This window comes from Chrysosporum bergii ANA360D (assembly GCF_029891735.1).
In the GTDB taxonomy this organism is placed as follows: Bacteria; Cyanobacteriota; Cyanobacteriia; order Cyanobacteriales; family Nostocaceae; genus Umezakia; species Umezakia bergii.
This window is the reverse complement of record NZ_JANQDH010000039.1, coordinates 23006-37681: the sequence shown is the minus strand read 5'-3', so window position 1 is coordinate 37681 and position 14676 is coordinate 23006. Positions and strand designations below refer to the sequence as shown.

Annotated in this window: 9 protein-coding genes; 4 read left to right on the top strand and 5 right to left on the bottom strand. The window is 40.1% G+C overall.

The genetic code is table 11. The annotated features are described in order from the left end of the window. Positions 1-98 precede the first annotated feature (98 nt). Together dndC and dndD are read left to right on the top strand one after the other, a co-directional pair. A complete protein-coding gene (gene dndC / locus NWP17_RS06015; protein WP_280654008.1) occupies positions 99-1703 on the top strand; it encodes a DNA phosphorothioation system sulfurtransferase DndC in 1605 nt (534 codons plus the stop codon). Positions 1704-1761: 58 nt separating this feature from the next. Continuing rightward, the gene (gene dndD / locus NWP17_RS06010; protein ID WP_280654007.1) at positions 1762-3747 is read left to right on the top strand and encodes a DNA sulfur modification protein DndD; all 1986 of its coding nucleotides are present in this window, start codon (positions 1762-1764) and stop codon (positions 3745-3747) included. Positions 3748-3770: 23 nt separating this feature from the next. Here dndD and brxL read toward each other — a convergent pair whose 3' ends face one another. Genes brxL through NWP17_RS05985 form a run of 5 tightly spaced genes read right to left on the bottom strand, consistent with a single transcriptional unit; the run spans position 3771 to position 12640 of the window. After that, positions 3771-5222 (bottom strand): BREX system Lon protease-like protein BrxL, encoded by a 1452-nt coding sequence (brxL, locus tag NWP17_RS06005; RefSeq protein WP_280654006.1) that lies wholly within the window; start codon positions 5220-5222, stop codon positions 3771-3773. Then, the gene (locus NWP17_RS06000) at positions 5209-7410 is read right to left on the bottom strand and encodes a hypothetical protein (RefSeq protein ID WP_280654005.1); all 2202 of its coding nucleotides are present in this window, start codon (positions 7408-7410) and stop codon (positions 5209-5211) included. Before NWP17_RS06000 ends, brxL begins: the two co-directional genes overlap by 14 nt. Further along, positions 7403-11362: a hypothetical protein gene (locus tag NWP17_RS05995; protein ID WP_280654004.1), complete on the bottom strand. Its 3960-nt coding sequence runs from the start codon at positions 11360-11362 to the stop codon at positions 7403-7405. The genes NWP17_RS06000 and NWP17_RS05995 overlap by 8 nt, the downstream gene beginning before the upstream one ends. A 26-nt stretch (positions 11363-11388) precedes the next feature. Next, entirely contained in the window at positions 11389-11826 is a 438-nt protein-coding gene (locus NWP17_RS05990; protein WP_280654003.1) for a hypothetical protein, read from the bottom strand. Then, the gene (locus NWP17_RS05985) at positions 11816-12640 is read right to left on the bottom strand and encodes a hypothetical protein (protein ID WP_280654002.1); all 825 of its coding nucleotides are present in this window, start codon (positions 12638-12640) and stop codon (positions 11816-11818) included. Before NWP17_RS05985 ends, NWP17_RS05990 begins: the two co-directional genes overlap by 11 nt. Positions 12641-12736: 96 nt before the next feature. Between NWP17_RS05985 and dndE the strand changes: the two genes are divergently transcribed. Beyond that, positions 12737-13150, top strand: coding sequence for a DNA sulfur modification protein DndE (dndE, locus tag NWP17_RS05980; protein WP_280654001.1), 414 nt, complete (start codon positions 12737-12739; stop codon positions 13148-13150). Further along, complete coding sequence (locus NWP17_RS05975) at positions 13135-14592, top strand: DNA phosphorothioation-associated putative methyltransferase (RefSeq protein ID WP_280654000.1); 1458 nt, start codon at positions 13135-13137, stop codon at positions 14590-14592. The genes dndE and NWP17_RS05975 overlap by 16 nt, the downstream gene beginning before the upstream one ends. Positions 14593-14676 lie beyond the last annotated feature (84 nt).

Below are 14676 nucleotides of genomic sequence, written 5' to 3'. Positions count from 1 at the left end.
CAAAAATTGAGTATTAGTAGTAAGGTTTTATTAAAATTTTCGCCCCCACATAGGTAAATTTTGCCTTGACAGCCAGCCTATCTTTAACAAGAGAGATTATGACTACAGCACAACAACCAGACAATCAAGGTCAGCAATCGCGTACTGTAGCAGATTTAGTGGACGATGTCCAAGCACTGACAAGGGAAATTCAAGAATTGTATTGTTTAGACGAGATCCCCTGGGTCGTGGGTTACTCTGGAGGTAAAGACAGTACAGCAACTTTGCAGCTGGTCTGGAATGCGATCGCAGCACTTTCTCCTGAACAGAGAAAGAAGACAGTATATGTGATCACTACAGATACTCTGGTAGAAAATCCCATAGTTGCTGCATGGGTACGCAATTCTTTAAAACAGATGAAATCTGAAGCTGAAGCCCAAAAATTACCGTTTGAACCGCATTTATTACAGCCGGAGGCTAAAGAAACATTTTGGGTGGGTTTAATTGGGAAGGGCTACCCAGCGCCAAGGGGAAAATTTCGCTGGTGTACAGAACGCCTGAAAATAAATCCTTCTAATCGCTTTATTCGTGATGTTATCCGCAGCAGTGGTGAGGCCATTGTGGTGTTAGGTACTCGCAAAGCTGAAAGTACAAAGCGAGCTAATAGAATGAAAAAACTGGAAGCTCATAGAGTCCGCGCTCACCTGAGTCCTAATATGAACTTACCAAACTCCCTAGTTTATAGCCCTATTGAAGACTGGCAAAATGATGAGGTTTGGATTTATTTAATGCAGTGGCAAAACCCTTGGAATTATAGTAATAAAGACTTATTCAACCTCTATAGAGGTGCGTCTGCTGATAATGAATGTCCTTTAGTAGTTGATACAACTACACCTAGTTGTGGTGGTTCCCGTTTTGGGTGCTGGGTTTGTACATTAGTTAGTCAGGATAAATCCCTCACGGCTATGATTCAAAATGACGAACAAAAAGAGTGGATGCAGCCTTTACTAGATTTTCGTAAAGAATTGGACGTTGAAGAAAACCGCAAGCGGCGAGATTTTAGACGTAGAAATGGGGATGTTCAACTATATGAGCGCAACTTAGAAGGTGAAGTATCAGTTGAGCCTATTCCTGGTCCATATCTTAAAGAAGCGCGTGAGGATTGGCTCAGAAAGCTGCTGACAATTCAACAAGAAATCCGCCGTACAGCACCAGAAAATATGCGGGATATTACCCTAATCACCCCAGAGGAACTGAGCGAAATTCGCCGCATTTGGCTAGAAGAAAGACATGAATTTGATGATAGTTTACCCCGCATTTATCAAGAAGTGACTGGTGAAGTTTTCCGCGATCCCCGCCCTGGTGCTGGGTATAGCCTACTCGGTAGCGATGAATGGGAAGTGCTAGAAGAAATTTGTGGGGATGATGCTATGCACTTAGAACTCATGTCTAAGCTGTTAGATATAGAACGCCAGTACCGTAAAAAAGGTCGCCGCGTGGGTATATATGACAGCCTAGAAAAATGTTTTCTCACTAGTTCCCATTCACCAGAGGAAGCGATTAAAAACGCTCACTTGAAACGGGATTTAAAAACTGCCGTTGACCAAGGAGATGTGAAAAAAGTTAAACAACTAACCTTGGGTGATGCTAGGGATGAAAATGACGAACCCGGAGATAAACCGCCAACTTGGGCAAGCATGAAATTTAAAATACCCAGGGATTGAAAATCGCCCAACCATCCCCCGCTAAGATGTTGAAGATAAAAATCAAACTACTAGATAAATGATCTTCCTGGAACTAGTATTACAAAACTTTGGACCATACTCTGGTCGTCAAATCATCAATCTTGACCCCGCAGTTGATCAAGAAACACTTTCTCCCATTATCCTGTTAGGTGGGATGAATGGAGGGGGAAAAACTACCCTGATGGATGCCATCCGCTTGGCATTATATGGACATCGCGCCCAATGTTCCACCCGTGGTAACTTGAGTTATCACGACTTTCTCACTCAATGCGTTAATACTCATAGTTCCCCAGCAGAAGATACCCGAATAGAACTAGTTTTTCAACACCTGGACGGAGACCAACCTGTAAAATATAGAGTTGTGCGGCGCTGGACAAAAAACCCTAAAGATGGTAAGGATCAATTAGGGATTTTAGATGCTCAAGAATGGTTAGATACAGCTTTAGTGAATATTTGGGATGAGTACATAGAAAATCTGCTGCCTTTGGGAATTTCTAACTTATTTTTGTTTGATGGGGAACAAGTTAAAGAACTGGCAGAACAGGAAATACCACCCCCCATGGTGGTTGATGCCATTCGCGGTCTTCTAGGACTAGAATTAGCTGAACGTTTGGGGAGTGATTTAGACATTATTGTCAACCGCAAGCGTAAAGAAATCGCTGATACTCAAGATTTAGCTAATTTAGAAGAAATTGAACAACAACTGAACCAACAACAAGCAAAATATGATCAACTTGACAATCAACTCAAACAACTGAATCACACTTTGTCAAATGCTGAACAAAAGCAGCGAGCAGCTTTAAATAAGTTTATATCTGAAGGTGGTAAAACAGCACGCGATCGCGGTCATTTAGAAAAACAAAAATATGAAATAACCGCCGCCGCCGAAAAGATACGTTCATCCCTAGGTGAACTAGCTGCCGATATGTCACCACTAGCCTTAATTACACCTTTATTAACTGAAACTTATATCCAAGCAGAAAAAGAATTTCGCACCCAACAAGCAAAAGTAGCATATAATTTACTATCACAACGAGAACAGCGTTTAATTAAGTTGATTCAGCAATTAAAGCTGGAAGAAACCCAAATTAATCAAATTAAAGAATTTATCCATCAAGAAAACCAAATCTTACAGCAAGATATCACAGGGGAAACCTGGTTACTAACCGATACAGCCACACTACATCAACTAGATAATGTCATTCATCATTACTTACCATATATCAAAAAAGCCACCCAAGAGAAATTAGGATTACTGCAAACCCAAGAAGAAGAAATCATCACCCTAGAAAGACAAATTCAAACAGCCGCATCTCCCGAAGACTGTCAAAAGCTGATGGATGAGTTGCAACAAGCACAAACAGAAGTTGCAACAGCCCAAGCAGCTTGTGAAATAGCCAAACGGGACTTAAACGAACTAGAAACACAAATTCGTAATACTAAAAAAACTTTAGAAAAATACACAGAAACCACCATAGACCGCAAACAAAATGAACATATTATTACTGCAACAGCTAAAGTCCAAGAAACATTAAAGCTGTTCCGCGAGAAATTAACTCTAAGAAAACTGAATAAACTAGAAATCGAAGTTACGGAATGTTTCCGTTACCTGCTACACAAGTCCGACTTAGTGCATCGTGTCGCCATTAATACAGATACATTCACCTTATCACTATATGATTTTAATGGTCAACCAGTACCCAAACATAGACTTTCAGCAGGAGAAAAACAACTATTAGCCATCGCCTTCCTGTGGGGACTGGCCCGAGTCTCCGGCCGTCGCTTACCTGTAGCCATAGACACCCCCCTGGGTAGATTAGATTCATCTCACCGGGCAAACCTAGTAGAACGTTACTTTCCATCCGCCAGCCATCAAGTAATACTGTTATCAACTGATACTGAAATTGGTAAAAACGAAGTAGAAACTTTGAGAAATAATCAAGCGATCGCCAGGGAATATCTCCTCAAATATGATTCCTCCACCCGCCAAACCACAGTTTTAGAAAATAAATACTTTTGGTAATAAATACTACGTGATTGTATGATCTAGTCGGCTTTGGTCAGTGCGTAAATTTCCTTACCAAGCTGCTTAAATTCATCATCTAGATAATACAGTGAATTACGAATAGCTTGGCGTAGTTCACAAGCAGGTTTTAGACAATCACGCTCATAATCCATTAATGTTAATTGCAAATGAGGATAAAGAATTTTTAAAAAACCCGCAGCTGATTTGAGAATAGCATTTTGGTCACGGATAGTCAGATTTGGGGGAAAGTGAGTATGCTTTTGCACGTATGACATAAAGCGATTATCTTGGCGTAGAGATAGCAAAACTTCCCCCAAAAAATCCATTTTTAAACCCACCTGAGAGGCGGCCATTTCTCTGGTAAATTTAGGAATTTTCCAACCTGGTAGAATCCCACATAATCGGTCTAATAATGCAGTTTCGCTAAAAAACATCGGCAGATTAGCCAGTAAATTATCTTGATGACGTGGTTGTAATTGTTGATCTAACTCAATATTTGCCAACATCATTAACCCACAGTTACTATAAATATCTGCCAAACCAGATCGATTATAATGACCGCTAGCCAGATAATTTTTCAGTGGACCAATCACCTCCTCCGGGTGGTCAAAAGTTAAACTTTGCACTTCATCCAGCACCACTAATTCATAACGACCCAGTAACCCAACTGTCTTAGTTCTACCGTTAATAAACAATTGAGCCGGTGTAACTTTACCGCCACTAATTAAAGTAATTTTACTACTGATATTTTCAAAAAAGAAACTTTTACCAGTACCTTTAGGCGCTAGTTCGATCATGTGATAATTAGATTCTACCAATGATAATAACCTAGCTAACACCCACGTTTTTACTTCCTGAGTATAACTAGGGTGCTGGGGGTTAAAACCCATGGAACAAAATATTAAATCTCGCCACTGCTGTGTATTGAACTTTGACCGCAATTCCCCAAAGGTTTGTAAATCAACTTGGGAACATTGAAAAGGGTCAAAATCTATCACTTCTACTTTGCCATGGTTGCCCATAGCCAGAGTAATTTTGCCCCATATTCGTTGGCGTAACAGCATTTTATAGCGTTCTACAATCTGAGTAGGAATAATACATTCAGTTAAATTAAGGGCTGGAATTTGTGCCAATGGTTCAGGAATTAATCGTCCTCCCTGTTCTAACTTAATGTGTACCTGCATTAAGCCAATAAATTTACATACTTTCCTTTGAGTCAAATCAAAGATAATTTCATTGCGGTCATATGGGCGGGGAAAAGCTTTTTTAATAAAATCATTAATTTGCTCTAATTCCTCAGTGGTGAGTGTTCCTGAGCCAGGGACAATTTTATCTAGCAACCATTCAGCCACAAAACTAGGCATTCCCATAGAACTTAGTCCGCTAGATGGCAACCTATTTTTATCAATACAGAGATTTCCGAAAACCTCGCGCACGAAATCATTATTGTAGTTCAATTCAGAAGAAGTCATCTATATCCAATCCACTATTAAATATTTGCTTAACAATGATGTGGGATTCAGAAACTAACGCAACAGTGGTAAATTCAGCATAGGAAAAGCGAAAACTTAATTCACCAGACAAGAGTAACTTATTTCCTTTATGACTAGGAGGTAATTCTGGCACTTGAGAAATTCTAACGTAAAAACCCTGGCGTTGATTGGCTGGAATTTCTCGTTTTAATAATTTTCCTGATTGAAAATCAGGCAACTCATGAATATACAAATAAAGCTGTGTTAGCGGTACTGAATTGAAATTATCAATGATAATTTCTAGTTCTGCTGCTTGTTTGGGTTTGCCTTCACCACGGCAATAAACTCTCACGGGAAGACGTGGGCTGGATTTTCGCAGCACAGATACACCAACTACAACTTCATCGGGAAATAGTCCACCGTGATAATTACTAATTTTTTTCTTGTTTTTGTAGCTTAAAGAACTTAAAATACCAGACCCTTTAACAACACTAACATCATGGGGAAGACCATAGCGATCGCTTGCCAAAACCACAAACCTAGGGTCATCAGTTTTACCAATAGCCATTCTCCCCTGTGGTTGACATTCCGGGGGGCAGTGGGTGATTTTTTCGCCAGTACCCATAATTTGACCATGATCTCCAGCAATAACAATTCTCAGGGCATCAGCATCCGGATATTGTTGTAAACAGTAATCAATTCTTTTAGCAATGCCTTGTAAACTGTGGGGGCGGTCAAGTTGATAAAAACTTTGCCAATCTTTCTGCTGCTGATAAACACTATCTAACATCTGTGTATCCCAGCAATACAACCTATGAGTTTTTTTTCTCAAAGCCTTGTACAGTTTCTCATCTTGTTCATCCGTGTAACGTTTACCCATGCCTATTTTGACAAAAGCCTGACCTGCATTAGCAACCCAAGCAGAATCACTAGGTAACAATTGAGCGTATAAACTCCACTTAGCATATTCTGTTTTAGTAGGCAGAATACTAAACCGGGGTGTAATGGCGGTTTCTATGGACAGTTGCCCATCATTGGTGAGTAAAGATAACAATTCTAAGTGATCCAACCATCCCAAGCCATCCACCACCACCCACAAAACCGGGTTCCCTTGACAGAGATTTTGGACTTGTGAAGCCACACTATAATTTAGGTAAGAATTTTTCACCGATTCCGACTGCATTTGGGGGTAATGTGCCAGTATCCACAGCACAAAGCTATCCGCCACTTGATTACTAATTTTCGGTGCAGACGAAGATTGTTTGATAACTTCCCAGCGTCGGAAGGGCAAATAATCTTTTGTCACCCAAATCAAAGCCTGTTCAGGATCTGCATCTAAAGCCAGGGGAGGTGGTTGGGGAGGGGGTTGATTTAAGCTTAATTCTTGCCTTTGCTGATGGTTAAGATAAGGCATAACCCGAGATTCCCTGACTTGATTGATCCAGTTGGGGCGCTGTAGGGAAAGTTTGTAAACACAATTAGCAATTCGTTCCATACCAACTTGCTGAGGAGGATTGAGGGTATCCATTACTTTGCCTTCGGTACGGTAAATTATTTCTTCCCAGTAATGATCAAACTCTTTGCTGAGTACCTGGGGAACAGGTAAAGGATACTTACCAAGATCATCAAAAACTGGTTCTGCTATGCCCAACCACTGACGTAGTAGCAATAATTTATCTTCTGTCTGATAGAAACTTGCTAACTCATGTTCTTGGAAGCGTTGCTGCCAAACACTCTCTAAAAGTTGGTATTCTTCCGGTACTGGAATTGCCAACCAAGCCGCGAGATGTAAAACTGATGGTTCAGCCAACCATATCTGCTGACCATCACTTTCAGTAACCTTGTCTGTCAAAAAATAAGCAATGGGGTCATCTTGGGGGTAAGCATCTAATTCTGTGACTAAAATCAGTAGTTGTTGATCACTCCAGTCATGGGGTAAGGGTAAGGCAGTAAACAATCTTACTAGTTTATCCCGCGGATGTTGCTTAATTTCTCTGATTTCCTCTAATCTATTCCAAGACTGTAACCAAAGTTCTGCCCACTGGCATAATCGTTCACCTCTTACCCAACAACGAGCATTACTGACACCCAAGAATTTAATCCATTCCACCTCTGTGGTAATTGCAATATAAGCCGGGGGAATATTATACAGTCCCGTAGGGTCTAGTATGATATGTTTATCACTCATTTGCCTGTTCTGAAAGGATTTGTCCGAGCCTTGCGTACAAATTTTGTTGTTCTAAAGGTGTAAGTTGCTGGAATAGTAGTAGAATTTGATTAATAATATCTTTGTCTTGTTCCTCAATTAGTTGAGGATTGATACTTGCCACCTGCTCAAGGTTATTTTTTAAACTGTCAATTTGTGCTTGTAATTGTTGATAATCTCCATAATCAGCCGAATCTTGAAACACCACATCCAACTTGGCATATTCTGTACTAATAATATGTAATTCTGCCAAGTTATTCACAGACTGGAGTCGAGAGCAAAGATTGGTGAGGGTGGAACGATAGTCAGTAATTTTATTTTCAATTGACTGGATAACATGAGCAATGTCATCTTGAAATTTATGAGGATAATGACAGCGAGATTGTAAATTGTTAATTTCCCCAAGTGCTGCTTGAGCTAGATAAATTGTTTTAAGTTTGGTTTCCGAATTACACTGGCGAATCTGCTGCATAATTGCCATATCTTCCTCTTGCCGGTTTCGTTCCTCTGCCTGTTGCCTGATATCTGTTAATCTGATATTGGAAGTAACCAGAGCATTTTGCAAACTTTCATTAATGTGGGAAGGTAAGTCGGCAATTTGGCTAACTTGGTTAATAATCCCCTCAATCTCTCTTTTATAAACAATGCAAGCTGATTCTGTAGATAATAACTCAGCACGTCGGTTTTCTGCTGCTAAAATTTCTGCAATTCTGCCATGGACATATTCAGCCCCTTGGGAAAAGCGATCGCGTTGTTGTGGTGTTGGTAAAATAGAGTTAACTGGCCGTGGCTTCAGCAATTGGGGATACAGTCGTAACAGTGTTACCAAAGATGCCTGACGCGGTAATTTTTCCACATTTACCACTGCTTCAAACCACTTATCAATTTCGGCAACTTCTGCACTCACATACTTTCTATTTTTAGTTAATTCTGCCTTCTCTAACTCATCTGGTTCATGATCAGCTAAAAAATCATCAACTGCCACTAAATACTGTTGGGCTTGTTCATAGTCCATAGGTAACATCGGTAGTATAGGCATGGGCGCTGGTTGACGACGAATCAGTTGAGACTTTTGTTTTAGCACCCATTCCTGAACAAAACTTGTGGGATGTTGCAAAATATCAGTTTTACCCCAGTTTGGCAGAGACTGCTTTTGCAAAGCAACCAGTTCCCTTTTTTTACTAATGAGCTTGACTCTTCCTTTTAAACAAACTTGTTGGCGATGAACTGCCAACCATCCTGCCAGTAATATAGTAAAGTTATACTCATTATAACCAAAAGGCGGTGCAGATAGTTCTGCCCAGATTTTTTCTAAATCAATAGTTTTTTCTGGTAGTCCTTGTAAGTCACTAATGTGAGAAATTCTATCCCAAGCCGCGCGGATTCTCTCATGGGTTGGTTCTTGAACAAAATATTGATCAGATGTTTTCTTCAGTAAGCCCCATGACTTGACAAAAACCTGATTAATAACCGTACTAAAAGACCGATCAGGTAATGTTTGTTCACTGATATGGTCTTCTATAAACATTTGTTTTGCCGTCCAACCAATAATTTTTCTCCCGGTGTGATGGTCGGAACGCATTTTATCAATTTCCTCCACTGGAGGAACCAAAGGATACAAATCTTGTAAAATTCTGCTGATGACCTGTTGGGGTTGCCGTTGTTCCGCTGGTGAAATTTTCTCTATTCCTACACAATGATAAGTACAATCATTGAATAAAGTCTTTAATCGGATGTTTACCTCTTCTTGCCAACGGTGGAGTTGTTCTTGATAAGCCTTCCCCAGTAGTCTTTTATCAGCACTCTCTGTTTTTTCTAGTTCTTTAATCTGTAAAATCACCCTGGCTAAATTTCCAGTTTCCTCTCTAGGGATAGCCACAGCAATGTAATTTTTAATCGGTGATTTAGACAAATAATTATCTACAGTAGTGCGAAATTCTTGTAATTCTTCTTGAGTTTCTGCCAGCACATAAGCCAAAATACCTTTTTCTTTAATATCCTTGAGAGTGCGACTGCTTTCTAAAGCTTGAATCAGTTTATCAATACTATATATCTTACATCTATACTGCCAATCTTCAGGTACTAACTTATTATCTTTGACAAATTTGTTAGCACTAATTGTTATATTATAGGGATGTTGATTAAGTATATTAATCTGATGACAATAGGCAACCACATCATTAATAGATGTGGTCATTGATTGAGTTTTTTCCGTAACTTCTTCTTGAATAATTGTAGGACTAATGTTTTCCCAGAAGCGGTAAAGTTTAATTTCCGGTCTGTAGTAAATTAAATCTCTTTCTTGTTCTAGTTTATCCAATCCTGTTTGCAGTCGATATCTTGGTAAACCCGTCAAACTCATTAAAATCTCTTGATGTTCTTCTCTATCTAATTTAGTCAAATTCTCCCCACTAGCTTCATATAAAAACAAACCTTTGAGAACAATTAACTCATCCTCATTATCAGCACTTCCCACCAAATCCACGGCTTTTTTATAATGTCTATAAACAGGGTAGTTAGAGAAATTTTCAATAAACGTATCCACCAAAGCAATGGGATAGATGTAATTAAGTTTGCCACTTTTTTCTACAGGTTGAGTGGCAATAAAATTTTTCACATAACCTTTTATAAACTGAATAGCGGTCCGGTCTTGAGTAAAATCCAGGTTACATAGTAGATATGCCGTCAAAGGATGGAGAGGAAAACACCCCTCAGATAAGTGGGTGTAAAACTCTGGAAAAGACCAACCTTTATTTTTATAAATTTTAATTCTATGTTCGTAAGCCATTTCCGCTTCTTTGCTGAGGGTATTATGCCACTGAGAACAAAATTTATGCCAAATTGCTTTATCTTTCCGTAGTAATAAGTTCTCCACCACTAATTCCAAGCTAGAAGCAGGATTATCATAGGTTGTGCCATCTTTTGGGGCTAGGCGAGTGGCAATCTTTTGATATTCAGGAATTACATTAGCCGCAATTCCAACAGCTTTACCAGGATGAATTTGGGTAAAACTGAGCAGAGCAATTTTTCCTTTATAGTTCTCACAGATATTAGTAATATTTTGCAGTGCAGTACCCCCAGCACCAACTTCATCTACTGCCCAAGACTTTAAATAGTAGTTTAGCTCATCAAATAAAATTAAAATCCCCTGGAAGCAGGCATTTTCCCCACTACAATAATTTTTAATCAAGTCTTGTAAAATATCTTGGATATTAACATCAGCCGCAAAATCAGGTGTAAATCCCGTCAGGTGAGCCGCAATTTTTTTAACAGTGGAGATAACATGAGAGTTATTTTGTCGCAGTAAACGCACCAGAACATCTAAATTACCATCAACACTACCAATGCTTTGGAGATAATCATCTGCCTTGACTCTATCCTGGTAAGTCAAACTTTCCAAGTAGCGTAGAGGTTCGCTGCATATATGTTGCGCCAAGGAATCTTGAATACCCGCCGCCGCCAAACTTTTCACCAATTGTTGTAAAAATTGTTTTTTGATGTCGCCGCCCTGGTCGCCACTGAGACAGATAACCAAATGTTGATGCAGTTGATTTTGTTTAAAAAGCTTTAACCGTTCGGCGATCGCTTGACTTTTGCCAAATGTGGCTTTTTCCACTTGTGACAAAATCCCCTGTACCTCTGGACTATGGCAGGGTTTTTGAAAAAAATTAGCGATCGTGATGGCAAAATGAGACTTACCCTTACCATATTGTTGAATCATCAAATGGATATTGGGCTGATTTGCACTATGGTAGCTACGGCTCACCGCATCCAAGATACCCACTGTTGACAACTCAGGTTTGATGGAGTCGTAGTTAAATATAAAACTTTCACATAAAGATAAATTTTTCATTGAATCATCTATCATGCCAAAGTTAACAGAACTAGCAATACTACCTTTAGCGTTAATTTCAACAAGTTGGTTCAGGAGCATAGTCAATAAAATGTTTTTGTGATTAATCATCCAGGAATACGCTTAGTTCGTTCTGGTAACCAGGTTTTGGGTGCCAGCTGCTGGGGTAGGATGATCCATAACAATTTTTCTAGCTTGCGAGTCTCTTCTAGTTGTTTCCAGAACAGAGTAATATGACTGCCAGATGTAACATGGAGATAAGTAATTAAACAATCCAACCCTTCTAGTAAAACCATTTCTTTGCTCACACTAGAACACATTGACTTAATGGCGCTTAGTTCTACATCAAGATTGTGATGAAGAGCCAGAAAAGTTGCTTCCGGATGATTTCGTTGTAGTAAATTTTGTCGGTAATTAACTCGATGGGCGTTGTTGTAATGAGCTATACGCACCAATTCAGTTTCATCAGGTCTATCCCACAGTAGCAGATGAATTTGGTCATCTGGCCTAGCATCTCGCAGCTGCAAGTGAGTTTCATCCTTCATAGGCTTTCTCTAGTAGTACCAAAGGTTCATCCCAGCGCCGAGTCACCTGAAAAGGAGGTACTACCCGTTGCTGTTCAATAATGCCATAAGCCTCCATAGCATTTAGCCGTTGTTGTAGTGCATCAGCTTTTATACCTAAAACAGCAGCCAGACCCATTTTTTGCTGGAGAATAGAGTCAGTGAGAACCGAATCTTCCTCTGGAAAATCACGTTCCCACAGCTTGGCTAGGAAGTAGCCTAATAGATAAGGGTTAGGTAAACAAGCACAGCCACCAATATATTGATCTTGTTCTTGGGTGAGTAACCTGCAAGATCCTAAAGCCGTAAATTCAGTATATGCTCGTAAGATAAATTTGATTCTCTCCCCAATAACTTTGGTTTCTTCCTCAAATATTGCTCCAGTGTGATTAAGTAATTCTTCTTTAGTAAATTTACTCAAACTAGGTAAAAATGTATATATAAAGTAAGACCATGCACCCCAATCAGCCGGGTTTTCTGGGGTTGGTTTAAGACCTTGAACACCAAAACTTAAATAAAAGTGCATCAACCAGTCTGTAATATTTGACTGTAACTCAGGGTCTATTCGCAAAACCACTTCCCCCTCGGGACTAGGGCGATTATTTTTGATTAACCCCCCACGTGTTGCCCAACTTTTTATCTTTCCCACCTTGGCATTACCTAAACTTGTTTTTTCCATCAAGTTAGATAAGCTATCATTTAAGCCTTTCTCTTCAGCAGCTGCACGAATCAGCCTACTAATTTCATCTTTTTTTAGGGCAAAAGAGCCATTAAAATGTAATTGCAATTTAGCCATGCTCTGATTAAAAAATCTTCCACCTACCTAATCTCTAAGATACAATGAATTGCATAATACAAGAAAAAATTTAAATAAATTATTTTAGCGCTAGTTATGGAATCTCCCATCGAAAGAATTAAACTCTCCCAAACAGCCAAAGACCAACTGCTCAAACTCAGACGCAGCACCAAAGTTGACCAATGGAATATTTTATGCCGTTGGGCATTTTGTCTTTCCCTGGCGGAACCAACCGCCCCTTCACCAGCACCAATTCCCCAAGATAGCAACGTAGAAATGACCTGGCGTGTATTTGGCGGCGAAATGTCCGATGTACTCCTCCTCGCCCTGAAACAACGTTGTCACAACGACGGCTACCCCACTGATAAAGACAGCCTCGCTACTCAATTTCGCTTGCACTTGCATCGTGGTATTGGCTACTTAGCAGGCGATCCCAACATTAAGAAAATTGAAGATTTAATTCAATTAGCGCTGAAAGATGGACAAGATAATTCATGGAGAGCTACCTAGAAATCCAGCGTCACAAAGCTGCTATCGTTCGTAATGATATATCTCGCCCGGTGCGATTGGCAATAGAATGGGCAATCCTCAATCAAAACACCTCATTCTTTGATTACGGTTGCGGATATGGTGGTGATGTGGAGCGAGTGGCGAATTTAGGTTATACCAGCGCTGGCTGGGACCCTTACTACTTCCCCAATGAAACCATTACCCCCGCGGATGTGGTCAACATGGGTTACGTCCTCAACGTAATTGAAGACCAGGAAGAACGCCGCCAAAGTCTGATCTACGCTTGGGAACTCACCCAACAAATTTTAATTGTTGCCGCACAGGTATTAATTAATGCCCCTAGCAAGACACAACTAGCCTACAGCGATGGTATTGTCACTCGTCGTAACACCTTTCAGAAATATTACGAACAAGAAGAATTAAAAACTTACATAGACGAAGTACTCCAGGTAGATGCAGTACCAGTGGCATTGGGTGTGTATTTTGTTTTCCGTGATGATGCCGCCAAAGAAAATTTTAAAGCCATCCGCTTCTTTTCTAGCAGTTCTACACCGAGAGTTCGTCTCCCCAGTAAGAGGTTTGAAGACTACCAAGGACAACTACAACCACTGATGGAATTTTTTACCAAACGCGGCAGACTACCAGTTAAAGGTGAATTAGCAAACCAAGGGGAAATATTTAAAGAATTTGGTAGCTTTCGCCGGGCTTTTAATGTGGTGTTACAAGTCACCGATGAGGCAGAATGGGATGCGATCGCCTATCGTCGTTCTTTAGATATCCAAGTATATCTGGCACTCACCCACTTTGAACAACGACCCTCATGGCACAAACTAGCCCCAGAAATGCGTCATGATATCAAAGCTTTTTTTGGTAGTTATGAAGAAGCCTGTCAAGTGGCCGATCAAAAGCTATTCAGCTTAGGTAATCCCCAAGTTGTACAAACCGCCTGTCGAAAAAGCCAAATTGGCAAACACACCCGGGGCGCGCTTTACGTTCATGTTTCAGCACTACCAGCCGTTGACCCTCTACTACGCATTTATGAAGGCTGTGCTAGTCGCACCATTGGGCGGGTAGATGGAGCCACATTAATTAAATATCATCTTGATAAATCGCAAATATCCTATTTGTTTTACCCAGAATTTGACCATGATCCCCATCCAGCCTTAACAGCCAGTATCACCATTGATTTAAAAACTTTATATATAACTCATCGTGATTACGCCAACAGGGCTAATCCGCCAATTTTGCACCGCAAGGAAAATTTTGTCACCCCCGACTACCCCCGCTACCAAGAATTTGCCCAACTCACCCAACAAGAAGAGCAATTAGGACTACTCAAGCACAAAAGCGACATTGGTACTCGTGTCGGTTGGTCAAAATACCTCGCAGCCCATAAAGTAGAAATTAAAAATCATCAAGTTGAGCAAATTCAAGATAATTAACTAACATATGCTATTTTTGGGTGATTTAAGACCATGACTCAGCCGCGCCAACCCTGGTAGATTTATATGTTTGCGTAGAATATG

Bases quoted from the DNA above. Each gene is read 5' to 3' on its own strand.
- dndC (WP_280654008.1), top strand. From the start codon at position 99: ATGACTACAGCACAACAACCAGACAATCAAGGTCAGCAATCGCGTACT.
- dndD (WP_280654007.1), top strand. From the start codon at position 1,762: ATGATCTTCCTGGAACTAGTATTACAAAACTTTGGACCATACTCTGGT.
- brxL (WP_280654006.1), bottom strand. From the start codon at position 5,222: ATGACTTCTTCTGAATTGAACTACAATAATGATTTCGTGCGCGAGGTT.
- NWP17_RS06000 (WP_280654005.1), bottom strand. From the start codon at position 7,410: ATGAGTGATAAACATATCATACTAGACCCTACGGGACTGTATAATATT.
- NWP17_RS05995 (WP_280654004.1), bottom strand. From the start codon at position 11,362: ATGCTCCTGAACCAACTTGTTGAAATTAACGCTAAAGGTAGTATTGCT.
- NWP17_RS05990 (WP_280654003.1), bottom strand. From the start codon at position 11,826: ATGAAGGATGAAACTCACTTGCAGCTGCGAGATGCTAGGCCAGATGAC.
- NWP17_RS05985 (WP_280654002.1), bottom strand. From the start codon at position 12,640: ATGGCTAAATTGCAATTACATTTTAATGGCTCTTTTGCCCTAAAAAAA.
- dndE (WP_280654001.1), top strand. From the start codon at position 12,737: ATGGAATCTCCCATCGAAAGAATTAAACTCTCCCAAACAGCCAAAGAC.
- NWP17_RS05975 (WP_280654000.1), top strand. From the start codon at position 13,135: ATGGAGAGCTACCTAGAAATCCAGCGTCACAAAGCTGCTATCGTTCGT.